Source organism: Sphingobacterium bambusae (assembly GCF_033955345.1).
Lineage (GTDB): Bacteria > Bacteroidota > Bacteroidia > Sphingobacteriales > Sphingobacteriaceae > Sphingobacterium > Sphingobacterium bambusae.
The window spans coordinates 2,174,799-2,201,033 of sequence record NZ_CP138332.1 but is presented as its reverse complement, the minus strand read 5'-3'; the positions used below and the strand labels follow the sequence as shown (position 1 = coordinate 2,201,033).

15 protein-coding genes are annotated in these 26,235 nt (G+C 47.9%); all 15 read left to right on the top strand.

What is annotated here, in order from left to right; all coding sequences use genetic code 11:
• Positions 1-11 precede the first annotated feature (11 nt).
• The 15 genes from SCB77_RS09180 to SCB77_RS09110 all read left to right on the top strand — a co-directional run bounded on the left by SCB77_RS09180 (position 12) and on the right by SCB77_RS09110 (position 26,234).
• Positions 12-2,408 (top strand): glycoside hydrolase family 2 TIM barrel-domain containing protein, encoded by a 2,397-nt coding sequence (locus tag SCB77_RS09180; RefSeq protein ID WP_320186131.1) that lies wholly within the window; start codon positions 12-14, stop codon positions 2,406-2,408.
• Between the two features lie 35 nt (positions 2,409-2,443).
• On the top strand, positions 2,444-5,581 hold the full coding sequence (locus tag SCB77_RS09175; RefSeq protein WP_320186130.1) for a SusC/RagA family TonB-linked outer membrane protein: 3,138 nt from the start codon (positions 2,444-2,446) through the stop codon (positions 5,579-5,581).
• Between the two features lie 3 nt (positions 5,582-5,584).
• The gene (locus tag SCB77_RS09170; RefSeq protein WP_320186129.1) at positions 5,585-7,330 is read left to right on the top strand and encodes a RagB/SusD family nutrient uptake outer membrane protein; all 1,746 of its coding nucleotides are present in this window, start codon (positions 5,585-5,587) and stop codon (positions 7,328-7,330) included.
• Entirely contained in the window at positions 7,317-9,833 is a 2,517-nt protein-coding gene (locus SCB77_RS09165) for an L-rhamnose mutarotase (RefSeq protein ID WP_320186128.1), read from the top strand. Before SCB77_RS09170 ends, SCB77_RS09165 begins: the two co-directional genes overlap by 14 nt.
• Before the next feature lie 2 nt (positions 9,834-9,835).
• Positions 9,836-10,915, top strand: a complete 1,080-nt coding sequence (locus SCB77_RS09160; protein ID WP_320186127.1) for a Gfo/Idh/MocA family protein — start codon at positions 9,836-9,838, stop codon at positions 10,913-10,915.
• A 6-nt stretch (positions 10,916-10,921) separates the two neighbouring features.
• The gene (locus tag SCB77_RS09155) at positions 10,922-12,502 is read left to right on the top strand and encodes a sodium:solute symporter family transporter (protein WP_320186126.1); all 1,581 of its coding nucleotides are present in this window, start codon (positions 10,922-10,924) and stop codon (positions 12,500-12,502) included.
• Between the two features lie 35 nt (positions 12,503-12,537).
• On the top strand, positions 12,538-13,704 hold the full coding sequence (locus tag SCB77_RS09150; protein WP_320186125.1) for an ABC transporter substrate-binding protein: 1,167 nt from the start codon (positions 12,538-12,540) through the stop codon (positions 13,702-13,704).
• Positions 13,697-14,848 carry a CaiB/BaiF CoA transferase family protein gene (locus tag SCB77_RS09145; RefSeq protein ID WP_320186124.1) on the top strand — a complete coding sequence of 384 codons (1,152 nt, stop codon included), beginning with the start codon at positions 13,697-13,699 and terminating at the stop codon, positions 14,846-14,848. The genes SCB77_RS09150 and SCB77_RS09145 overlap by 8 nt, the downstream gene beginning before the upstream one ends.
• 1 nt (position 14,849) lies before the next feature.
• Positions 14,850-15,992: a CaiB/BaiF CoA transferase family protein gene (locus SCB77_RS09140; RefSeq protein ID WP_320186123.1), complete on the top strand. Its 1,143-nt coding sequence runs from the start codon at positions 14,850-14,852 to the stop codon at positions 15,990-15,992.
• A complete protein-coding gene (locus tag SCB77_RS09135; protein WP_320186122.1) occupies positions 15,985-17,208 on the top strand; it encodes an extracellular solute-binding protein in 1,224 nt (407 codons plus the stop codon). Before SCB77_RS09140 ends, SCB77_RS09135 begins: the two co-directional genes overlap by 8 nt.
• The gene (locus SCB77_RS09130; RefSeq protein WP_320186121.1) at positions 17,205-18,278 is read left to right on the top strand and encodes a Gfo/Idh/MocA family protein; all 1,074 of its coding nucleotides are present in this window, start codon (positions 17,205-17,207) and stop codon (positions 18,276-18,278) included. The genes SCB77_RS09135 and SCB77_RS09130 overlap by 4 nt, the downstream gene beginning before the upstream one ends.
• 75 nt (positions 18,279-18,353) lie before the next feature.
• Positions 18,354-18,806: a MaoC/PaaZ C-terminal domain-containing protein gene (locus tag SCB77_RS09125; RefSeq protein ID WP_320186120.1), complete on the top strand. Its 453-nt coding sequence runs from the start codon at positions 18,354-18,356 to the stop codon at positions 18,804-18,806.
• Positions 18,807-18,832: 26 nt separating this feature from the next.
• Positions 18,833-20,131: an L-fucose:H+ symporter permease gene (gene fucP / locus SCB77_RS09120; RefSeq protein WP_320186119.1), complete on the top strand. Its 1,299-nt coding sequence runs from the start codon at positions 18,833-18,835 to the stop codon at positions 20,129-20,131.
• Between the two features lie 684 nt (positions 20,132-20,815).
• Positions 20,816-22,975 (top strand): alpha-L-rhamnosidase-related protein, encoded by a 2,160-nt coding sequence (locus SCB77_RS09115; protein ID WP_320186118.1) that lies wholly within the window; start codon positions 20,816-20,818, stop codon positions 22,973-22,975.
• On the top strand, positions 22,953-26,234 hold the full coding sequence (locus SCB77_RS09110) for a glycoside hydrolase family 2 TIM barrel-domain containing protein (protein WP_320186117.1): 3,282 nt from the start codon (positions 22,953-22,955) through the stop codon (positions 26,232-26,234). Before SCB77_RS09115 ends, SCB77_RS09110 begins: the two co-directional genes overlap by 23 nt.
• The last annotated feature ends 1 nt before the right edge of the window (position 26,235 follow it).

The window sequence follows — 26,235 nt, the reverse complement described above, 5'->3', positions numbered from 1 at the left end:
TGACTATGATTATGACTCGAATTTTATATGTTTTTCTTTTCTTTTTGCTGTCGACAGCATCTTTTGGGCAAAACCAGCGGCAGATAAGCTTTAACGAGGGCTGGAGTTTCAGCCTTGCCGATGAATTACAGTTTCGCCGCGAGGCCTACAACGATAGCAAATGGAAGCAGGTGAGCCTTCCGCACGATTGGAGTATTCTTTCCGATTTTGGGTCGCAATTTCCGGCAGGCAATGCGGGCGGCGCATTGCCGGGTGGCGTGGGCTGGTACCGTAAAAGCTTTCAAGTAGCGACAAAAGACAAAGGGCAACACATCAGCATACATTTTGGTGGCGCTTATCGTTATACCGAAGTGTGGATAAACGGACAATACCTAGGCAAGCACACCAATGGTTACCTTTCGTTCTCCCATGATTTATCGCCCTATCTCTACTATGGCGGGAAGACGAACGTTATCGCTGTACGGGTAGACAATAGTCAACAGCCTAATTCACGCTGGTACTCCGGTTCTGGTATCTACCGGGATGTTTATTTACGTTATCAACAGCAAACCCATTTTTTTTCCGAAGAAACCTTTGTCAGCACGCCTACTGTTTCTGCTAAAAAGGCAACAGTTCGCATACAGTCGCAGGTGCATAACCCGGGCAACAAAAAATTGCAAGTTGAGCTACGTTTACTGGACGCAACGGGAAAACCTGTGGCTACCGGTAAAGTAGACCTTCGAACGGATAAAATAGATCACACCTTGACGCTTGATAAGCCCCAATTATGGGATGTGGATTCGCCAGAATTGTATAGTTTGCACATGCTAGTGCGCGATATGCAGGGCAACGAGCTTAATGCGCAGACACAACGTGTCGGAATCCGCAGCATCGCTTTCGATGTAGAAAGAGGCTTTTCCCTAAATGGAAAGCCGCTCAAGATCTTGGGCGTATGCCTGCACCACGACCTCGGTGCGCTCGGTGCAGCCTTTAATAAATCGGCGGCCAAGCGCCAGCTACTCATGATGAAAGCGATGGGTGTCAATGCCATTCGCACCGCACATAATCCGCCAGCCACAGAAGTGCTCGATCTGTGCGATGAGCTGGGGATATTGGTCTACAATGAGGCCTTTGATATGTGGCAAAAGAAGAAAAACAAGTTTGACTATAGCCAAGATTTTAAAGAACACCATCTTACGGATTTAGCTGCATTTGTAAAACGCGATCGTAATCACCCATCGGTATTCATGTGGAGTATCGGTAACGAAATCCGGGAGCAGTTTGACAGCACCGGTACGGTGTTGACCAAAGAGATGGCCAATTTCGTCAAGGCGCTGGACAATACACGTCCAGTAACCGCCGCATTGACCGAAACCAATTATGTGAAAAACTTCATCGCGCAGGCCGAAGCGCTTGATGTGCTGGGTTTCAACTACAAGTTTGAGGATTACGACAAACTGCCAAAGGAATTTAAAAACGTGCCTTTGATCGCGTCGGAAACGACATCAGGCCTACAAACACGTGGCGTGTACGATGCATTGCATGACACGATTCAGTTTTGGCCAGCATCCAGCAAAGATAAGTTTGTGACCAATGGCAACGCCGATTTCACGGTCTCGGCCTATGACAATGTCGCCGCCTATTGGGGAACGTCTCACGAGCGCGCTTGGCTGGAAGTGAAGAAACGTGATTTCCTCGCCGGTATTTTCGTATGGACAGGGTTTGACTATTTGGGAGAACCGGTACCTTACCCCTACCCAGCGCGTAGTTCCTACTACGGCATCGTGGATCTGGCGGGTTTCCCGAAAGATGTGTATTACATGTACCAATCGGAATGGACAGATAAAGATGTGCTGCACCTGCTGCCGCATTGGAACTGGAAATCGGGCGATATAGTCGACGTATGGGCCTACTATAATAACGCTGATGAGGTGGAGCTTTTCCTGAACGGCAAAAGCCTAGGAAAATCATCCAAAACGGATGATCGTTTGCATGCCGCGTGGAAGGTGCCATTTGTCGCAGGTGAAATCAAGGTGGTGAAGTATAAAAACGGGCGGGCGGTGCAGGAGGCGGTGAAGCGTACCGCAGGTGCGGCGGCTAAACTAAAGACACGCATCACCCATGATGATTTTAAAACAGGTGATGCCCGAGATCTCTATTTCGTCGAAGTAGAGCTTATCGACGAAAAGGGGGAAGCTGTGCTGCATGAGGACATCGAAATCTCTTTCCAAGGCAGCGCAGGCGTTGAAATCTTGGGCACGGATAATGGTTTTCAGGCAGATTTGCGCGGGCTCAGCAATCCGGCTCGAAAAACATTTAAAGGAAAGGCATTGGCTATTGTTCGCGTGGGGGACGCGGCAACAACAAAGACATTGCTGATAAAATCTAAACTTGGAGACATTACCGTCCCTTTAGAAAAAAATAAATAAACCAAAATAAGCTAACACCTATAAATCTTACATCTATGATGGTAAAAAGAGTAAAACAGAAATCCTTTGGATTTCCCCAGCTGAACCTGCGCCACTCCGGCGCATGGGGAGCCTGGGTGCTGTTACTGGGATTGCAGCCTGTCGCCTCGGCAGCTGACTCTGCTCGGACAGCGCTTCCGCTGTGGGGTATGCAGCAGCAACAGGAAATTAAAGGGAAGGTATCCGACGAGAATGGACAGCCCATCGCCGGTGTAACGGTTTCCCTCGTCAATGCTGTGGTATCGGCAGCCACAGATGAGCAAGGGATGTTTACCCTACGCCTCAACAGCGCGCGAGGGCAACTGTCTTTTTCTGCGGTCGGCTATAAAGAGCAGACAGTAGACGCGCAGGCAGGGCAAGCCCTAGACATCGTACTACAGCGCGACGATCAGGCATTGGATGAGGTGGTTGTCATCGGATTTGGTACGGTAAAGAAGAGAGACCTTACGGGGTCAGTCACTTCCGTTAAACCCGAGGATATTGTGCGCTCTCCGGCCTCAAATGCGTTGGAGTCCATACAGGGGCAAGTCCCGGGACTGGATATCACCCGTTCATCGGGAAGTGCGACCTCTGGCGTGAACCTCACCATCCGTGGAAAAAGATCCCTGTCTACGGCTCCGGGTGCCAATAGTCCTTTGGTGATTATTGATGGCATGCAAGGTGGAAATATCAGCGATATACACCCACAGGATATCGCTTCCATGGAGGTGTTAAAAGATGCTTCATCTACCGCAATCTACGGTTCGCAAGGTGCGAATGGTGTTATCATCGTTACCACAAAGCGAGGGCGAGAGGGACGTCCTGTGGTGAATTACAATGCTTATGTGGGCGCTAATGGCTGGGCGCAGTATCCCGAAATGCGGACGGGCGACGATTATATTGCCTTACGCCGCGAAGCGGCAAAGACAGCTGGTCAATGGAGTAGTCCAGACGATGACCAAACGCTCTTTACCGTAGGTGAATGGGCTGCGCTACAGCAAAATCAATGGGTCAATTGGAAAGAGGAAGTCTTTCATACGGGTATTGTACAAAACCATCAGCTTTCTATTAGCGGCGGCAATGCGAGTACCAAAGGACTGCTTTCCGGCGGATACTACCGCGAGTTAGGTTCTTTCAAAAATGATGCGCTCGATAAGTTCAATCTACGCCTCAATGTTGATCAGAATTTGGGATCTATGGTGAAAGTTGGTACTTCGTCGCAGATTACGCACTATGATGGAAACGAGCGTGCGGACATTGTTTTATGGCGCGCAGCGACCAATGTGCCCTTAGGGCTGCCTTACGACGAGCAAGGAGCGATTGTCCTTTGGCCGTTGGGCAGAGAGGGAAAGGTAAGCCCATTAGCTGATGAAGCGAACGAATTCACGGCGCAGCACCGGATCGCCAACACCAATATCATTACCAATGGTTTTGCAGAGATTAGGCCGTTTGCTGGTTTCTCTTTTCGATCTAACCTCGGCGTAAACCTTTCTTACCACAATAATAAAGATTTTGAGAGCGAAAGCGCTATCGATCGGGCTGGGGAGTTTCCTAATTCCTTGGCGAGTATAGCGAGCGAAAACAGAAGTTTTATAAACTGGGATAATATTATCAACTACAATGCTGAACTGGGGAAACACAGTATCGGGCTGACGGCATTGACATCGTGGACACAATCGAAATTAAATACCTCTTACATGGAAGGAACTGGACAGTTGGTTCCGCAACAATTGTGGCATAATATCGGTGCAAATGATAAAGATTCCTATGTGATTCGCTCGGGATATATTCAAAGCCAAACGCTTTCCTATGCCCTTCGAGCAAATTACTCCTACCAAGGACGTTATCTATTAACCGTTTCCAACCGATGGGATGGTGCCTCTCGTCTGTCGAAGGAAAACAAATGGGCATCTTTCCCTTCCGTAGCTGCAGGCTGGCGGGTGAGTGATGAAAACTGGTTCAACTGGAAACCGGTGAACGATTTGAAAATTCGGGCTACCTACGGGCAAACCGGAAATTCGGGTATTAGCGAGTATGGAACGCAGTCGGGCGTAACGGGACATACCAACGCGGCTTTTCAAGACCAAGGATTTGTTTATTATGTGTATAATACCTTGATAGGTAATGAAGATCTTGGCTGGGAACGTTCAGCATCTTGGAATCTCGGATTGGACGCACAGTTTTTCAACAGCCGCGTCAACCTTACAGCGGACTTCTATGACACCAAAACAACCGATATTTTGCTGCCCCGCACCTTGCCCACATCAATGGGATCGGGCAATAATACGCCGTTTCAGATCTATCAGAACATCGGCAGTAGCAACAATCGCGGACTGGAGATTATTTTGAATACAAAGAACCTAACGGGTGCATTTCAGTGGAGCACGGACTTTACATTCGGAACCAACCGTGAGAAAATCGTTGATCTTATCGATGGTCGAGACATCATCGGTACGACAACTCGTGAAACAGAATCTTTATTGATCGGCCGACCGCTGCAGTCTTTTTATACGTTCAAAAGATTGGGGATTTGGCAGGCAAACGAAGCCGAAGAAGCTGCGCGATACTTCAAGGACAGCGAGAAAACACAGTCCTTTAAACCGGGAGATATCAAACTCGCGGATCTAAACGGCGATTTCGTTATTGATGATGTGAACGATGTGACCTACATTGGTACCACCTCGCCGCGCTGGACATTGGGTTTTAACAATACCTTTTCCTATAAAAACTTTGACCTGAACGTCTATGCCATTGCCCGATGGGGGCAAATGATGGATTACGAGCTCACGGGTGCTTTTGATCCGCAAGGACGGGGAAATCAGGCTGCTTACCTCAACTATTGGACGCCTGAAAATCCCAGTAACGATTTTCCACAACCCAGCATGACCAATTTCTACAATTACCTGGGCTATCAAACCTACAGCTATGTCGACGGATCGTACGTCAAGCTGAAAACAGTGACACTTGGTTATAGGGTGCCCAAGGAAATGCTAGACAAGTGGAAAATGAATACTGTTCGCTTCTACCTGACGGGTAACAACCTGTTTTCTTGGGCTAAGAGCGATTTGGTGCAGAACTACGATGCGGAACGCGGTGGCTCGGCGAAAAGCCCGCTGTTGCGGCAGTTTGTTTTTGGTGTTAACCTAGATTTTTAAACCATGAAATGTATTTTAAAATATATAGTAGGAATGGGCTTGGTCAGTATGTTCAATGCCTGCAGTTTAGATGAATATAATCCGGGAGGAACAACGGCCGATGTGGTTTTTTCTACCGAAGACGGAATCAATGCATTGGTCAATTCGGCTTACGTGTATTATGGGGCTCAATTTTACGGGCGTGAGGATATGTTGATGTTGACCGAAGGTGGTACCGATCTGTGGATAAATATTGCCAATTCCGGATACGGTAGGCAGATGACCAAGTACGATGGGCTCAATTCGACGGTGGGGCAGATACGTAATACGTGGAACAGATTATATGAAATTGTAAACTATTGTAATGCCGGACTGGAACGTATTGAAGCGATACCTTTTGCGAATGAAGAAGAGAAGCGATCTCGCTTGGGCGAGCTGTCTTTTTTGCGGGCATATGCCTATTGGCACCTCGTAGAGCAGTATGGAGGTGTAGACTTAAGAACGACAGAAACCAAAACGGCGGTACTTACGGCCGAGCGTTCGCCAGAACAGGCTTTCTACGACCTTATGCTGACCGATTTAGATGTCGCTATTGCCAATCTGCCGGTCACACCTATTCCGGCCGCCGACATCGGCCGCGCAACCTTAAAGGCGGCTTATGGACTAAAAGCGAGATTGGCGCTTACCCGTGTGGCCTATGAAACTGCGCAGACTGAAAAAGACCGATACTATAGCCTGGCTTCGGAAGCGGCGCAATATGTGATCAATAACCAAGCAGCCTTACAGACATCGTTGTATGAAACCCCGGAAGAAGTCTTTCTGCCGGCAAACAACAAGAACAATCGGGAGGCTTTGTTTACCATCACCCATTCCACGGTAAACTCGCTGAATCCTCAACCCAACAATCCCAATCGGTTACATATTTGGTTTAAGGCCAAGTATTCGGCTAAAGCGGGTATGGTACGCGATTTGGCATATGGTGCCGACCGTAATTCCAACTCCGGCGGCATGTGCTTTATGCCAACGCGCCATCTGCTGGAGTTGTACAACGAAGATATCGATCGCCGGTACGAAGACTGGTTCCGTGAAAAATATTACCTCAATGTCAATCAATATAGCTGGACGGCCGATGATCTAGCGGCTTTCGAAAAGCCCACTAGTTTGGTGGGATCTTCATTGTCCCGCGGTGATTTGGCGCTGTGGTTTACCAAGAAAAAGGTGGACACAGAGAAACGCAATCTACCGTATGCTTTGGTGGATATCGATGATACCTACAACGGTGCTCGGGTGAGCAGTAATGCGCGTTTCAATGTACACTTTCCAGCGCTCAAGAAATATGATGATCCCAATTTGCCTGAAGCAGGCTCGCAGGTGGGTTCAAAGGATGTGATCGTGATGCGATTAGCCGAGATGTACCTGATTGCGGCAGAAGCGGAGGCGATGCGTGCTGGCGGCAACAAAGCTCGTGCTACAGAGCTGATTAATGTATTGCGTCGGCGTGCTGCTCAACCAGGTAGGGAAGCGGAGATGGCTATCGTGCAGGATGATTTGGATATCGATTTTATTTTGGAGGAGCGAGGGCGTGAGCTCTGTGGTGAACATATCCGTTGGTTTGATCTCAAACGTACGGGTAAGTTATACAATTATGTACAGCAGTATAATCCCGATATCACCTTGGTACAGCCGTACCATGTCAATCGGCCTATACCGCAACAATTTTTAGATGCAATAACAAATCCGGGAGAATTTGGACAGAATGATGGATACTAAAACAAAGCTGCTGCTGGTCGCATTGATCGGCCTATTTGTGTTTTTTGAAAGGGTAAAGGCAGGCGATATGTATGTCGCGGCAAGCGCGGTTGAATATGCTGATGGTAGCCGAGAGAAACCATTCGGCAGTCTCGAGGCTGCATTACGTGAGGCACGGGAGTGGCGTCGATTGCACGATCCGCGCATGGTGGGCGGCATCACCATTTGGGTAGGCGATGGGCTGTATAAGCCATCGCAAACCATCTTGATCCGGCCAGAGGATAGCGGCACAGCCGATAGCCCCACGCGGATCAAAGCGTTGGGCAAAAGCGCGGTGTTTTCCGGTGGTCTATCAGTACATGGGTGGAAGCCTGCAGGCAAGTTATCGGTCATAGCCGCGGACATAAGTAAAAAGCTGTTTGTCGCTGATGCTCCGCATTTGGCCGGTCGCTATTTTGCCTTTCGGCAAATGTGGGTAAATGATAAAAAGGCTGTGCGCGCAGAAAGCCATAACGACAAAGAACTACCGCGGATAGTAAATTGGGATTTTAATAAGGGAACGGCCACTATACCCAATGTATTCCCACAATTCAACGTACAGCCTGGCATGGAGTTTTTTATCCACCAATGGTGGGCCATCGCCCAATTACGCGTTCAAGATGCGAAAGTCTTTCGCGACAGCATTGTCCTTTCGTTTCACGAGCCAGAGCGACAATTACAGAATGAGCATCCTTGGCCAAAGCCTTGGCTATCCAAAGAACATGGCAATTCTGCCTTCCGATTGGTCAATGCACTACAGTTTTTAGATCAACCCGGCGAATGGTTTTTGGACGAAGATAGCCATAAGTTGTACTACTATCCCCGGGAGGGCGAAGATATGCAAACGGCGACGGTGGTCGTGCCTCATTTGGAAACCCTCGTTCAGGTAAACGGCACTTTGGAACAGCCGGTTGCGCATCTTGAGATTAATGGCTTGCAATTTCAGCACAGCACCTGGCTGCGCCCACATACACGGGGGCATGTAGCTTTGCAGGCAGGCATGTATTTCGTGGATGCCTACAAATTACAAAAACCCGGCACACCGGATAAGAAAGGATTGGAAAATCAAGCTTGGCTGGGGCGGCCGGCAGCGGCTGTACTATTCAAAAACACACGGAACACAAGCCTTGTAAATTGTGTCTTCCAACATCTGGCATCCACCGGCCTGGATTATCAGGAAGGGAACTTTCAAGACACCGTGCAGGGCAACCTCTTTCAGGACATCGCGGGCTCGGGCCTGCTGCTTGGAACCTTCTCCGATGAAGAAATGGAAGCTCACTTGCCCTTGATCGCGAGCGATCAGCGGCGGCTAACGGATGGTACCTACGTCGCCAATAACGTTGTGCAAGCGGTGGGCAACGAAGACTGGGGAACGGTGGGCATTGGTGCTGGCTTTGTGCGCAATGTACAGATCGTGCATAACGAATTGCTTGATCTACCCTACAGCGGCATCAGCCTTGGTTGGGGCTGGACACCGACGGTGAACAGCATGAAAAATAATCGTGTGCAACACAACCGCATCACGCGGTATGGTCGTTTCATGTACGATGTGGCGGGCATCTATACCTTATCGGCACAGCCCGGAACGAAGATTCAGTATAACGTGATCGACAGTATCTATGTCTCGCCCTATGCGCATATTCCTGATCATTGGTTTTACCTCTACACCGATGAGGGGTCAGCCTACATGACCGTGTCCGACAACTGGTTTCCTTCCAACAAAATCTTGCAAAATGCAAATGGACCTAGCGTGGATTGGAAAAATAACGGCCCGCAGGTAGAGCCGCAATTGGTAAGCGAGGCGGGTCTACAACCAGCCTATCAGCACCTCCATAAATCGAAGCATCCGATAGCAGCCCATGCAGTATTCAATGCGTATATCCCTTTTACCAAGCCGGTGTTCTTTCAGATTTATGATCCGAAGCAACTGGTGAAGAAAGAAGATGTGGAGGCATTTTTTGTGCGTCAGGGAGCGGACGCCACGAAGGTATTCCGTTGGAAGGATTACACCTTGCTGCAAACCACCGACGAGCTGGGGAAAAAGCTGGCTGGCGCTTGGTTGGCCAATTATCCCGAGGTGGAGTATAAGGTTTTCAACAGCCTATTTTACAGCTTCGATAGGACACGTTGCGCTGTTGGCGAGGCCGCAAAAGAAACGGATTATGTGCTGTTAACCGCGCAACTCGTAGACGATAAAGCGAAACAGGAAGCCTACCTGAAAGCACATGAAGAACAATATCAGCAGTGGCCCGAAGTGGCCAAGGGCTTCTGTCAAGCTGGCTTTGAGGAAGTATTGCTCTACCGCAACGATCGCCAATTGATGCTGTACATCTCCTTTCCGAAAGGCAAAAAATTTGAAGAGATAGATCCCTTAACGGCAAAGGATAATCCACGCGTGGATGAATGGAACAAACTGATGGGCAGCTATCAACAGGGGATTGAGGGAACGGCAGCAAACGAAACTTGGATTTTTTATAAGAAATAATCATGCAAACAGAAAAATTAAGACTAGGCATTTTAGGTCTGGGTGAAGGGCGTAGCACCATGTCGGCCGCGCTACAGAGTGCACATATTGAATTGGTACAGATTTGTGATCTCAACGAAGAGCTGGGGCGTAAGCGCATGAAAGAGTTCGACTTTCATAACTATACCAATCAGTATGAGGATATGTTACAAAATCAAGAAATCGAAGCAATAGCCATCTACACGCCCGACCATCTACATGCCACGCACATCCGCTTGGCCTTGGAGCATGGAAAGCATGTCGTCTGTACCAAGCCATTTATCGATAACCTTGCGGATGCCAACGAATTGCTGGCGCTCGCTAAAGAGAAAGGTAAGCGCGTTTTCGTAGGACAAAGCTCTCGTTTTTTTGAACCTATGAAAAAGCAACGTCAGGATTATGAAGCCGGATTGATCGGCGAGCTGATCACCATAGAAGGCTACTACCATGCAGACCATCGTTGGTTTCTAGATAAACCTTGGTCCTTGCAGTCCTCTTTCAAATGGCTATATGGCGGATTGAGCCACCCCGTAGATTTTATACGCTGGTATCTACCCAATATTGAGGAAGTCATGGGTTACGGGATGTTGAGTGCCAATGGCCAAAAAGGCGGTCTGCAAAATGCGGACACTATGCATTTTATTTTTAAGGCAGAAGATGGTCGTATAGCGCGGGTGAGTGGCGCTTATACCGGTCCGGTGCAGCCGGTGACGCGCGACAGCGAAATGAGCTGTATTCTGCGCGGGACGGAAGGCTGTAACCAAGCGGATTATATGGATCTGCGTTATGCGATCACCGATAAAACCGGTGAAGAACGAATGTTGACCTGGGAGCATAAGCTGAAACATTACTTTCGCTTTGAGGGTAAAAGTCATCATGCAGGCGAATACCAAAACTACCTGGAATATTTTGCTCAAGCCATTCGTAGCAATACGGAAGCTTTTCCTGATATGAAAGAAGGCATCGGAACTATTGCACTTTTACAAGCTATGGATGAATCCTTGCGCAGCGGAAAGCCGGTTCGCCCGAAAGAGCTGCTCGAAAAATATGGCGTAAATCTGTAACCGATCATGAATAATATGCTCGATAAACTAACGGTCGTCGATTATGGTATCGTGATCGTTTACCTGCTTGCTTTGCTGGCCATTGGTCTTTTTTCTTCGCGCAGGCGTGCCGAAGGTGCCGAACACTTTCTGGCCGGAAAGTCATTGAGCTGGTACAGCATTGGATTCAATATGTGGGCTACAAATGTAGGGCCTTCTATGTTGCTTGCCTTTGCCACGGTGGGCTACACGACTGGTATCGTAGCGGTCAATTTTGATTGGTATGCGTTCGTGTTTTTATTTCTGCTAGCTGTAGTCTTCGCCCCGCGTTACATTGCTTCTGGCGTACGCACGTTGCCGGAGTTTATGGGGAAGCGCTTTGGACCAAACACACAAACTATCTTGGCTTGGTATTCCCTAGTCAAAATGTTGATATCTTGGCTTTCCCTCGGCCTGTTTGCCGGTGGATTTTTGGTGCGTCAAATTTTAGGTATTCCGATGTGGCAATCCGTCACCGTGTTGGTCGCTTTGGCCGGTCTTTTTGCCTACACTGGTGGGTTGCGCACGGTAGCCAAGATCAATATCTTTCAAATGATCCTGCTGATTGTCGTTTCCGCCTTGCTTACCGGGCTAGGCTTGGCCAAGATCGGCGGTTTTGATGGCCTGATCGCCAATACACCAGAAGGCTATTGGTCCTTGATCCGTCCAGCCAGCGATCCCGACTATCCTTGGTATGCTATTGCGTTGGGCTATCCGGTGGCAGCCATTGCATTCTTTTGTACCGATCAAGCTATGGTGCAATCGGTGTTGGGCGCAAAAGATCTGAAACAAGGGCAGCTTGGCGTGAACTTTATCGCTTGGCTCAAAATCCTTTCCTTGCCCTTGTTTATCCTCACCGGTGTGATCTGCTATATCCTGTTTCCAGGGGTGGAAGATCCTTCACTGGCTTATATGACGATGGTCACGAATTTATTCCCGACAGGTTTGAACGGTTTGGTGATCGTGGTACTGATAGCGGTGCTCGTGGGAACAATAGGTTCGTCACTAAATTCGTTGAGCACGGTGTTTACCATGGATATCTACCTAGAGCATATCAACCCGACGGCGGACAACCGTGCCATTACGCAGACAGGTCGTTATACCATTATCGTAGGCTGTTTGGCTTCGGTGCTTGTTGCTCTGGCCATCGATCAGATCAAAGGACTCAATCTGTTTGACGTTTTCCAATCTATTTTGGGTTTTATCGCACCACCTTTGGCCGTGATTTTTCTATTAGCCGTGCTATGGAGAAGGACCAACAGGGCAGCGGTAAACACGTTGTTGACGTTTGGTGCTGTACTGAGCCTCGGGACAGGTATACTCTACCTTTGGGTATTTCCGAAGAACAGCTATAGCTTTTGGCCGCATTACCTGATGCTCTCTTTTTACCTGTTTGTCGCACTGCTGACCCTAGGGATCGTTATCTCCTTGCTAGTGGGCAAATCGGAATTCGAGAAGCAAAATGAAATGGCCTACCGGCTGACGATTGAACAACCGCGCCCTGCCGTGAAATGGGCTTGGGGTATTCTTTTTGTCGTGATGATTGGCTTATACCTGTTCTTTAAATAATACATTAACATACAATCTATATACCTCAAAAACATATGGCACAAAAAATTCAATTAAAGGGCATCACCTGGGGGCATAGCCGCGGCTTACTGCCGATGGTAGCGACAGCACAACGTTATGAGGAGCTGCATCCCGATGTGGAAATCATTTGGAAAAAGCGTACCCTTCAGGAATTTGCAGATAAATCTATTGAACAGCTTGCCGCCGAATACGACTTGCTGGTTATCGACCACCCTTGGACCGGGCACGCTGCCGCCAAGAAAGTTATCGTTCCGTTTGACGATTATCTGGATCGTACGTATCTAGAAGATCAGCACTTGAACAGTGTTGGCAAGTCTTATGTCAGCTACAACTTCGAAAATAAACAATGGGCATTGCCGATAGACGCTGCCACGCCGGTTGCCGCCAGCCGTCCAGATCTTTTGTCTGCGCTTGGGCTGGCACTGCCACATACGTTTGATGATGTTTTGGCACTGGCCGATCAAGGTCGTGTTGCATTTTCTCTCCTGCCAATAGACGTATTGATGAGCTTCTATATGTTTTGCTGCTCCTTAGGCGAAGCGCCTTGCGAGAAAGAAGAAGAGGTCATCAGTCCGTTTATCGGCAAGCAAGCCTTAAGCCTGTTTAAGGCATTGGCCGATCGCGTGGACAATCGCTTTTACAAGAAAAATCCGTTCATGGTGTTTGAGGATATGGTCAATAACGATGAGATAGCTTACTGCCCTTTTGCCTATGGCTATTCGAACTATGCGCGGAATGGCTATGCACGCAAGCTATTGCATTTTCACGATCTGGTAACGCTTCACGATCAGAAATCAATGATCAGCACATTAGGTGGTGCAGGTTTGGCGGTTTCTGCGCGCAGTGCTTATGTTGACGTGGCGATGGACTACGCGCAATTTGTGGGTAGCCCGCGAGTGCAGGCTACGCTGTATGTGGATAATGGCGGACAACCGGGTCATCTAAAAGCTTGGCAAGATGTGGAAGTCAACCGACGCACATCCAACTTCTTTTTGAATACGTTGCCCACCTTGGAGCGTGCTTTTTTAAGACCACGTTATTTCGGGCACATGCATTTTCAAGATCATGCTGGTGATGTCGTCGTGGATTACTTAAAAAATGGGGGTAATGAGCAAGCGGTACTAGAGCAGCTCAATGAAATGTATAGGCAGTCACGGTTAATGGACGAGAAACATGGATAATAGGCCACTGGAAGGATTAGTCGTGTTGGAGTTCGCCCAGTTTATGGCTGCTCCTACGGCAGGCTTACGCTTAGCCGATTTGGGTGCCCGCGTGATCAAAATCGAGCGTCCGCTCGTGGGCGAAGCTGGTCGTCAGATCGCTATCAAAAATATTTTTGTCGATCAAAGCAGTTTGGTCTTTCATACGATCAATCGAAATAAGGAATCCTATGCAGCCGATTTGAAAAGTGAAGCCGATCTGGCAATCCTTCGGGTGCTGATCAAAAAGGCAGATATCATAACGCATAACTTCCGGCCCGGTGTGATGGAGAAGATAGGCTTGGACTATAAAGCCGTACAGCAGCTCAATCCTTCGATCATCTACGCAACGGTCACGGGATACGGCGATGAGGGGCCTTGGGCTAAAAAGCCCGGTCAAGATCTTTTGGTACAATCAGTTTCCGGTTTAACTTGGTTGTCAGGCAGTGCTGCTGATAATCCAGTTCCCTTTGGATTGGCTGTGATCGATATGTATTGCGCAACGCACCTGACGCAGGGGATATTGGCCGCTCTTCTAAAGCGGTCACGCACAAAAAAAAGCGTATTGGTCGAGGTAAGTTTATTGGAATCAGCATTGGATATGCAATTTGAAGTGTTGACCACTTATTTTAATGATGGAGGTCAACTGCCGCAACGTGCCGAAACGCGAGGCGGCGGTCATGCTTATCTGAGTGCTCCGTATGGCGTTTACAAGACTGCCGAAGGCTACCTTGCCCTGGCTATGGGCGATCTGCCTAAGATTGCCGCTGCGCTGGGTTTGCCGCCAGCACCATACATAGATCGTTCGACTTGGTTTAAATACAGAGATCTGATTATGCAAACCCTCGGTAGGGAATTGCTGAAGGGCGCCGCAAAAGTCTGGGAGGAGAAACTAGAGGCACAGGGGATTTGGTGTGCGCAAGTGAACGACTATCACGCGTTTTTTGATGCGCAAGGGTTTGGCGATGCACAAATGTTGCAAGGCATTGCCTTGCAAGATGGCAGCAGCCTGAAAACAACACGCAGCGTGTACAATATCGATGGGAAATACCTGTTCTCTAGTAAGCCAGCACCGCGTGTGGGACAGGATAATGAACAAATAAATGCAGACTACCTAAGACCGTAATATGTTACCACTAGCAGATTTTACCATAGTAGACTTTAGCCAATTTCTTTCGGGGCCCCTAGCCAGTTTACGCTTGGCCGATTTAGGTGCGCGGGTAATCAAAATAGAAAAGCCGATTAGCGGAGATATATGTAGGCAGATGTACACCTCCGATACGATTTTGAACGGCACTTCCACCGTCTTTCATGCCATAAACAGGAATAAAGAAAGCATCGCTTTAGACCTGAAAGATGAAAGCGACCGGGCGGTCATTCGTGATTTGGTAGCGAAAGCCGATGTCGTTATGCATAATTTCAGACCTGGCGTGATGGAGCGATTAGGGTTTGATTATGCTAGTGTGCGCGAAATCAACCCTACTGTGATCTACGGCGAGATATCGGGTTATGGAAAGGTAGGTCCTTGGGCAAAAAAGCCAGGACAAGACCTCTTGCTGCAATCGTTGACAGGCATGACCTGGCTGAGCGGCGACGCGCCCAACGGCCCAGTGCCGATGGGGCTTTCCATCGTGGACATGTTCGCCGGTATGAATCTAGCCAGCGCTATTCTAGCCTGTTTATACCGTCGTGCGGTGCAAAACATAGGCGCACATGTTCAAATTAGCATGCTAGACTCGGCCGTGGACATACAGTTTGAAACAGTAACCACTTATTTTCGGGATGGGAAGCATTTGCCACAGCGCACCGAAGTAAGTAACGCGCACGCCTATTTGGCCGCTCCCTATGGAATCTATAAAACGGCTGATGGTTTTCTCGCGCTAGCCATGGGGTCCATTCCTTTTTTAGCTAAGCTACTGGATTGCCCCGCCTTGGCAGATTTTAAAGATGGTGAGCAGGCTTTTCAGGAACGCACTGCCATCAAGGCAATATTGGCTAGGCACCTTGCGACGCAGCCAACGCTCTTTTGGTTGAACATATTGGAGGCGGCCGATATTTGGTGCGCTGATGTGTTGAACTGGGATCGGTTAACCCAACACGAAGGATTTAAAGTTTTGGAGATGCTACAACGCGTAGTTATGGGGGATGGATTTACCTATGATACCACACGTTGCCCGATTCGTATTGATGGCGAGCGCTTAACAGCACGGAAAGGATCTCCGGCTTTGGGCGAACATACAGAAAAGATTAAACAGGAACTATATGGTTAAATTACGTTTTGCTGTTCGCAAGTTTGAGCCGTTCGAGCGTCATTTGGAAGCGTGCTGGAAAGCCTATCAGGCGGCAGGTTTCAACGATGTGGAAATGGAGTTTGTGTCGATGGATCTGGAAGAGCTCTACAGCATCATGTTCGCGCACAACGGCCTCCAAAATGGTGAATGGGATCTTGCTCACCTGAACACAGACTGGTTGGCAGAGGCTTATCAGAAAAACGGAGTATGCGAACTAAACAGTTTTCTAGCGGCAGCCCCACCAGAGGGCGGCCTAACAGCTTGGTCGCCAAGCTTAATGGGTATGCAGACTTTCGATAGCACGTTATATGGACTTCCTTTTCACGACGGCCCAGAATGTTTGGTGATCCGTAAAGATCTTTTTGAATCAGCGGTCGAACAGCAGCGTTTTCTTGCACAATATGGTTTGGAGCTTACCGTACCCAAGGATTGGGATGAATTTCTGCAGGTTGCGGAATTTTTTAGTCGGCCTGATGAAAATCTTTATGGGACGGTCTTTGCGGGCTATCCCGATGGGCATAATGCAGTGTTTGACTTTTGTTTGCAGCTGTGGTCGCGCGGAGGTGAACTCCAAGCTACCGACGGAACAATTCAGCTTCAACAAGCTGCGGCTATCCCAGCGCTGGATTTCTATCGAAATTTGTTCAAGCGTGGAAATGCCCTACATCCACAATCGCTTTCCTACGAATCCGTACAGGCCGGAGAGGCTTTTGCACGAGGAGAAGTCGCCATGATGGTCAACTGGTTTGGCTTTGCTTCCTGGGCACATATTGATACGCATTCCTCGGTACGCGGTAAGGTCGACATTGCAGCCATTCCCGCGGAGGAAGGAATAATGCCGCCATCGTTGAATGTTTACTGGCTGTACACCCTTGCGGAAGGTAGCCGGCATAAGAACTTGGCTTACGATTTCTTACGCTATGCGGTTTCTGCACAGAACGATAAAAGCCTAACCTTGGCTGGCGGCGTCGGATGCCGCTACAGTACCTGGTTTGACGCGGAGGTGAACGAGCGGATCGGTTTTTATTCAAAGCTGGGGCCATTGCATGAAACCGCTCGAACCTTGCCCCGTTTGGCCAACTGGCCGGCAATTGCGCATATCATCGATGAGATGGTGAACCTGGCTGTACAGACAGAACGCCCCAGTGTAAAACTCTTAGAAGAAGCACAAACGAAGATAAATCTATTAACATGATAACTATTCCCTATAAAGCAGTCTTACCGAAGACGATGTCGCCGATTGTGATAATCGGAGCAGGAGGTATTGTTAAGGATGCCCATTTGCCCGCCTATAAAAAAGCAGGCTTTCACGTTTATGGTATAGTGAACCGCACCAAAGCAAAGGCGGAGGCATTGGCGGAAGACTTTGCTATTCCCCACGTGTTTGATACGGTAGCGGAGGCTGTCGCACAGGCACCGGCAAATACCGTCTACGACATCACCATTATGCCCAACCAGTTTCTAGAAACCCTAGAAGCATTGCCGGATGGTGCTGCCGTGCTGATCCAAAAACCAATGGGTGATTACTATGCAGACAGCGAAGCTATTTTAGCCGTTTGTAAGCGAAAGAAACTCGTGGCCGCGATCAATTGCCAACTTCGTCAAGCGCCTTTTGTCAATGCCGCGCGTTGGCTGATCGAACAAGGGCATATCGGTGAACTGTACGATATGGAAGTTCGCGTTACCTTACACACGCCCTGGGAATTATTTCCGCATGTCATGGTACATCCACGGCTTGAAATTTTATACCATAGCGTACACTATATCGATTTGATCCGATCCTTTTTAGGGAATCCCAAAAGTGTCTATGCCAAAACATTGAAGCATCCGGCTAAGGAATTATCCTCTAGCCGCACCACCCTGTTGTTAGATTACGGCGATACGATGCACGCCGTTGTAAACACCAACCATGATCACGATTTCGGACCCGACCATCAAGAAAGTTTCATCAAATGGGAAGGAACAAAAGGCGCTATCAAAGCTAAAATGGGCTTATTGATGGATTATCCACATGGCGTTCCCGATCAGTTTTCTTACTGCATCAAATCGTTGGAAGGTGAATATAAGTGGACCGATTATCCGATCGAAGGCTCTTGGTTTCCCGATGCTTTTATTGGAAGCATGGGGAGCTTAATGCGCTTTAAAATTGGTGAAATCGACGTATTGCCGGCCGCAGTCGAAGATGTCATCTACACGATGGCCGTTGTTGAAGCAGCCTATAAAAGCAGTGCCGCAGGTGGCGAAAAAATTGACGATATCGTGTGATCATTTTTCAGACTTCACACACCACGTCAATTTTGACTTTTAACTTTTTGATTTTTACTTTTTAATTTAAAAGACATGCATTTTGAATCTATTTTTTTTGAAGATTACAGCTTGACAGATAAACGCGTCACCTTGGGGCGCACCATAACGGAAACCGACTTTGTGGTTCATGCCGGCCATACCGGCGACTTCTTTCCGCACCATATGGATGCCGAATGGTGCAAAACACAACCCTTTGGACAACGTATCGCGCATGGCACCATGATATTCGCGATAGGTATAGGCCTCACGGCCTCGGTTATTAACCCGGAAGCGTTTTCCAAAGGCTATGATCGCCTACGTTTCGTCAAGCCTGTATTCATCGGTGATACCATCCATGCAGAGGTCACCATTTCCGAAAAATCCGATGCTAAAAATCCGGCTTTTGGAACCGTGGTGGAGCATGTGGAAATAATCAACCAACACGGCGAAGTGGTGCTCGTGGCTGACCATATTTTATTGGCGAAACGCAAAGAAGTAGTTTCCTAACACATTTTAAGCATTATCATATTCCTATGCACATCAATACGAATGAACCCGCAAGCGTTGATCATCATTCATCGAAAAACTACCTTTTTCCGTTTATACTGGTGGTCTGCCTGTTTTTCCTGTGGGGAATAGCACATAATTTGAACGGCGTCCTCATCCCACATTTAAAGAAAGCCTGCGAGCTGGACAATAGCCAATCTGCACTGGTGGATACCTCCGTGTTCTTCGCTTACTTTGTGATGGCGCTTCCTGCTGGCTTTCTGTTGCGAAAATGGGGATATAAAGCATCCATTATTATTGGTTTGCTTGCCTTTTCGCTTGGTGCTTTTCTTTTCATACCCGCGGCAAACATGCGGATGTATGAACTATTTCTCATCGCGCTGTTTATCATCGGCTGTGGGCTGGCTGTTTTGGAAACCGCCGCCAATCCTTACGCGGCCGTTTTAGGCCCGGCAAGTTCGGCCACACATCGGTTAAACCTAGCGGCCTCGTTCAACGGTTTGGCAGCTATGATAGCGCCAATAATCGGAACGGTGTTTATCCTATCCGGCCGAAGCTATTCAGCAGAGCAGATGGATGCCATGACGGAAACAGCGCGCATCAGCTACCTCGCAGAAGAAGCCTCTTCCGTGAAGTTGCCCTATCTTATTCTAGGTGCGGTACTGCTGTTGATTGCGCTGATCTTCGTATTCGTTAAACTGCCAGAAATAAAAGAAGAAGAAAGTGGTACGGGACAGAAAACAGGCTTTTTTTCAGCGCTTAAGCACCGTCATCTCGCTTTTGCCGTTGTGGCACAATTTTTCTATGTCGGCGCTCAGGTTTGTGTAACCAGCTTCTTTATCCGGATGGCGCAGCAAGGTGCGGGTGTGGATGAGAAAACCGCCGGTTATTACTTGGGTGTATATGGCTTGCTATTTATGGCGGGGCGTTTTGTGGGAACTTTTCTGTTACGTTACACCACAGCGAGCCGGCTGCTTTCCCTGTATGCATGCATATCCATTTTTTTGGCTGCGGTGGCCATCTTTGGTTCGGGCATGGTCGTTTTGTATGCACTAGGTGGATTGGGATTTTTTATGTCCATTATGTTTCCAACGATCTTTTCTTTGGGTATTACGGGACTGGGAAAAGACACCAAACAGGCCTCGTCATGGCTGATCATGTCTATCGTTGGCGGTGCCATATTCCCGTTTCTGACGGGAGGTATTATCGATATGGCCAAAGACAATACACAGGTCGGATATATCGTGCCGCTGGTCTGTTATGCCGTCATCCTGTGGTATGCACTGCGCGGATCAAAGCCGAGTGCAGCTGTACATTCTCGGTAGTAACTCCGAATAGGGCTACTAGACTTGAAGTCAAAACTTACAAAAGCTTGCAAAAGTGTTGTTTGCAGTCTTTTGTGTTGTATGGAAAATCGGTTTTATTTTGCAACCACATATTTTGACCCCAGCGGGGTCATATCTTTATAGAAACACAACAATAATAGATATTCGACCCCATCCGGGGTCGTACATCAATTTAACCCCGATGGCTATAAATATCTAATCCCTCTGGGATTAAAAAACATAAACAACCAAACATAGCCCCATTTTGCAATGACGCCCTGCCGTGAAATGGGCTTGGTGTATCCTTTTCGTTGTGATGATCAGCTTCAACCTGTTCTTTCATTAGCAAGGAAGATGGTAGTAGGATCTGATATTCGCAGATATTATCTTTTTAAAAATAGGGAGTTTGTTAGTGACGCTAGCAAACTCCCTATCCTGTTTTATGAAGACTGTTTATCCTAGCCAACTAACCCCTTTTTTGCTTTGTTTGCAGAGTATGGCAATATTTTATAATAGCTAGAGAAAATATCATAAATACAAAATAGGCTTTTACGGTATGTTTGTAGTTGGTACCGTGCATAAATCGATAAGCAAATAGGACTGCTAACTGAGACAATACATATGTTCATCGTTCAAAAGTGAAACCGTGATCACGCACCTACCCATGACAAACAATACATCGGAATGAAAAAACTAATCTTAACCATCGGTTTTGTGTTTACCGCCATCTTTTTATTTGCGCAGCAAAGCGGTACCTGGATTTGGTATCCGGGCGATTTTGAAGTGTGGCTCAGCAATGATATGCAGAATCGGCGGACCGAACGAGGTACTTTTTTTCCACCTTTCTGGAAAATGGATAGTCATTATGTACTCGTTGAATTTCATAAAGAGTTTAACCTACAGCAAGAAGAGGAGATTACCATTCATGCCGAAGGCAAGTACAATGTAAAGCTGAATGGAAAGATGTTGCCCGGCATGCCGAAGACGTTAAAATTGGGCAAGGGCAAGCAAAAAATAAATGTCAAGGTTTATAACCAGGCGCAAGTGCCCGCTTTGTATGTTTCTGGCAAGGCAGTTAATACAGATAAAGACTGGCTAGTGACCTACGAAGATAAGGAATGGATTGATGAAACAGGTAAAGCATCCGATCAATCGGGGACGACCTATGTAAAAGCTGGTTATTGGAACTTTAACAACGTCGCACAGTTGCCTTCGAAATTTAGACTGCCCACGCGTACGGAAAAGGCGGTAGCGAGTAGTAAGCACGGAAAGGGAACGCTGATCGACTTTGGCAAGAATACCTTTGGTTTTCTAAGCTTGCATCAGTTGAAAGGAAGCGGTAAGTTGGCCATCTATTATGGCGAATCTAAAGAAGAAGCGCTAGCAACAGCTACCTGCGAAACGCTGGATATCATCGAGCTTGATAAGCAAGTTGCCAAAGATAGCACGCTTGCCCTGTCAAAGGCTTTTCGCTATGTGTACATCGAACCGCAAGGAACTGCAGCATTTAATGGAGCTTCCATGGAATACGAATTTTTGCCGGTGGAAGATCGCGGCGCCTTCAAGAGCTCGGATGAAGAGTTGAACAAAATCTGGAATGTGGCCAAATATACGATGGAGCTTACCTCACGTGAGTTTTACATTGATGGTATCAAGCGCGACCGTTGGATATGGAGTGGCGATGCTTACCAGTCTTACGCCATGAATTACTACTTGGGCTTTGACTCGGAAACCGTCAAGCGAACCATTTTGGCGCTACGCGGTAAAGAACCTACTGTGAGCCATATCAACACCATTATGGACTACACGTTTTATTGGTTTTTGAGTATCTACGACTATTACCAGTATACCGGCGACAAAGAGTTTATTGCGAGTATCTACCCGCGCATGAAGTCGCTGATGCAGTTTTGCCTAGATCGCCGCAATAGCGACGGCTTGATGCAAGGGCTTTCGGGCGACTGGGTGTTTATTGATTGGGCCGATGGACTCAGCAAGCAGGGCGAAGTGAGTTTTGAACAGTTGCTGCTATGCCGCAGCTTGGAAACCATGGCACTGTGTGCGGACCTAGTTGGACAACAGCAGGATCAGCAACGCTACACGAAAGAAGCAACACAATTAAAAACCAAGATCTTCGACTATTACTGGAATGAACAAAAAGGTGCATTTGCCCATAGCCGGATCGATGGTAAGCAAACGGATAATGTAACGCGCTACACCAATATGTTTGCGATATTTTTCGATTACCTTTCTGCGGCGCAGCGGACAGCGGTAAAGGATAAGGTATTGTTGAACGATGCCATTCAAAAGATCATGACACCCTACATGCGCTACTATGAGCTGGAAGCACTTTGTGCGCTCGGAGAGAAGGATTATGTGATGAAGGAAATGAAAAACTATTGGGGTGGGATGTTAAAACTGGGAGCAACGACCTTTTGGGAAGAGTACAATCCCGACAAAAAAGGCGCAGAGCATTATGCGATGTATGGACGCGAATTTGGAAAAAGTCTTTGCCACTCCTGGGGCGCTAGCCCGATATACCTATTGGGGAAATATTATTTGGGCGTGGAGCCTACGGCCGCAGGTTACGAAAAGTATACCATCAATCCTTACTTGGCTTCCTTGGAATGGATGGAAGGGAAAGTACCGACACCAGCCGGTGAAATAGAACTTGCTGTGTCCAAGAAAAAGATAACGGTTAAGTCCCCCATTGGCGTGGGTACGCTACAGCTGAAGAGCAAAGTTGTCCCACGTTGTAAGCAAGGGACAGTGGTAAATACCGGGAAAGATCAGTATAGCATCGAGCTGAAGAAAGATACGACTTATGAAGTGGATTATGAGGCGTAAGGTATACGGTTGTTTGACGATAGCGCTGAGCCTGTTTTGCAGCAGCTCCTTTGTTCAGGCGCAAACAGTGGATGGAAAACCGGCCGTTATTCCGCCGGTACCTGACGGCAAAATAGCTTCTGCGTGGGAAAACCCCATGATTACCTCCATCAACCGTGATCCTGCTCGTGCCACCGCCTATTCCTATGCATCGGTAGAGGCAGCGCTCAAAAACGATCGAGCGAACAACGATAGGCTCCTGTTCCTTAATGGCGAATGGGATTTTAAATTTGTCTTCAAACCTGCCGATGCGCCTAAAGACTTCCATTTGCAGGAAGTCAAGGGCTGGGACAAAATTCAGGTGCCCTCCAATTGGGAAATGAAGGGCTACGATATTCCGATTTACCGATCGGCGGTTTATCCTTTTCAGCCCATCGATCCGCCGAGAATACCGACAGACTACAATGCTGTAGGATCTTATCAGCGCAGTTTCGAACTGCCCAAGAATTGGGATGGAATGAATGTCACTTTGCATTTCGGCGGTGTGATCTCGGCCTATCATCTGTGGGTGAATGATAAATACGTCGGCTATGCCGAAGATTCCTGCCTGCCTTCAGAATTTAACGTAACACCCTATCTGCATGGCGGTAAGAACCGGATATCGGTACAGGTGATCCGCTGGAGCGACGCTTCTTATCTTGAAGATCAGGATCATTGGCGCATGAGCGGCATACACCGAGAGGTGTTTCTCATGGCCGAGCCTAAGGTGCGTATCGCTGATTTCCATTGGCAGGCGAAACTGGATGAAAACCAGCAAGATGCCATTTTTTCTTTACGCCCGAAGATCGATAACTTCTCCGGAGATAGCATCCGCGGCTTTGTCGTCAAAGCGCAACTCTATGATGCCACCAATAAGCCGATCCTAAAGGACGATCTCCAAAAGGACGCCGATCAGATCTTTAACGAGATCTATCCCCGATTGGATAACGTGAAATTCGGTCTACTGGAAACCACGATTTCAAATCCAAAGAAATGGTCGACCGAAGATCCGAACCTGTACACCTTGGTGCTGAGCCTCTACGATAAGAACAATAAGCTCTTGGAAGCGAAGAGCTGTGCCGTAGGTTTCCGCGATATCGCCTTCTCCCCAAAAAATGGAAAGCTGCTGATCAATGGTAAAGAAACCTATCTCTATGGCGTAAACCGGCATGACCATCACCCTGAGCGGGGCAAGGCTTTGACGCGTGAAGATATGGAAGCCGACATCCGGCAGATCAAACAGTTTAATTTCAACGCCATCCGCACCTCACATTATCCCAATGATCCGTACATCTACGAGCTGTGCGACCGTTATGGACTGATGGTGATGGATGAGGCCAATCTGGAAACACATGGCCTTGGGGGTAAACTAATGAATGATCCGCTGTGGCTTGCCGCACATATGGAGCGTGTGACGCGTATGCTGGAACGCGATAAGAACCACCCATCGATCGTGATCTGGTCATTGGGCAATGAGTCAGGACGTGGCCCTACCACCGCGGCCATGGCAGCTTGGATCCATGATTTTGATATCACCCGTCCGGTACACTACGAGCCGGGCATGGGTAGTCATCAATTGCCGGGCTATATCGATCCGTCTGATCCGCGTTATCCAAAATCCAATGATCATTCCCATCGCCTACAGAATAGTAAAGATCAGTATTACGTGGATATCGTATCGCGTTTTTACCCGGGTGTATTCACGCCGGAACTTTTGCTGAATCAGCAAAATGGCGACCACCGACCGATTCTGTTTGTCGAATACTCCCATTCTATGGGAAACTCCACGGGAAACATCAAGGACTTTTGGGATATCTTCCGTGCACACCCACGGCTCATCGGGGGCTTTATCTGGGATTACAAAGACCAGGCACTCGCTCGTAAAGATTCCGTTTATGGGAAAGTACTGGCCTATGGTGGCGATTTTGGTGAAAAGATACACAATGGAGCTTTCAGTTTGAACGGCATCGTCGATGCCTGGAACAGACCCAAAGCAGCCATGTACGAAAATAAACGCATCTACCAAGCCGCCGAGGTGACTTTACTCGAACCGCAGAACGCACGGATTAAGATAAAAAACCGCTCCAGCGTATTGAACTTGGATCATTATCAAGCAGTATTGCTGCTCCAAGAGAATGGCCGCGTCTTGCGGGAGATCAACCTACCGCCCATCAATGTCGCTGCTGGCGATAGCCTAGAAATGGATCTGCTCCCGCATATTCCATTAAAACGGGTATCGGATAAAGAATACCAGTTGGATGTGCAATTTCGGTTAAAAGAGGATGCCGCTTGGGCGGCAAAAGGTTTTGTCGTTTCCTCTAGCCAGCTCCGCTGGCAGGAAGTGCAAGGTTGGCCGACAGTAACCAAGAGTAAAGGCAAAGCTTTACAGCTGCAACAACAAGATAGTTCTTATCGCGTGTTAGGGCAAGATTTCGAGGCGACGTTAAGCAAAAAATCTGGCGCATTGATGCAACTTGTTTATAAAAACGAGACGATTGTAAACGGGGACTTGTTACCCAATTTTACACGTCCAGCAACAGACAATGACCGCCGTGGTTGGAAGCCACAGTTGAAACTGAAGTATTGGTACAATACCGTTGTGTTCAACGATATCGTGGTGAAGGAAAGTGCCGACAGCATTAGCTTGGAAAGCCGTTACAGTTTGTCTGGCGATTCCGCTCAGCTAAATGTGCGCTATACGATCTATAAGGACGGAACTGTCGGCGTTGATTATCGCTTGCATACCACAGCGCAACTGCCCAACATTCCAAAAGTTGGAATGCAGCTAGGTATTAATCCGCAGTTTGATAGTATCCAATATTACGGATTAGGGGCAATGGAAAACTATGCCGATAGAGCCTATGGTTTTGATTTAGGTGTTTACAGTAGCAACATTGACGATTTTATGGAGCCCTATCTGTATCCGCAGGAAAACGGGAACCGCATGGACGTGCGTTGGTTTAGCTTGCACAACAAAAAGTTTGGTCTTATGGTAACGGGTAAACAACCCTTGCAAATGAGTGCATGGCCTTTTTCGCAGACGCAGATCAGCCAAACAAAACACTGGTACAAGTTGAAGAAAGAGAGCCGCATCACCTTAAACATTGATTACCTGCAAATGGGAATCGGAGGAAATGATACTTGGACAGATGTGTCGCAGCCCTTGGAGAAATATCAGATTCCGGCTAAAGATTACCAGTATTCTTTCCGTTTGAAACCATTTGAAGTAAGCAAAAAGTAAG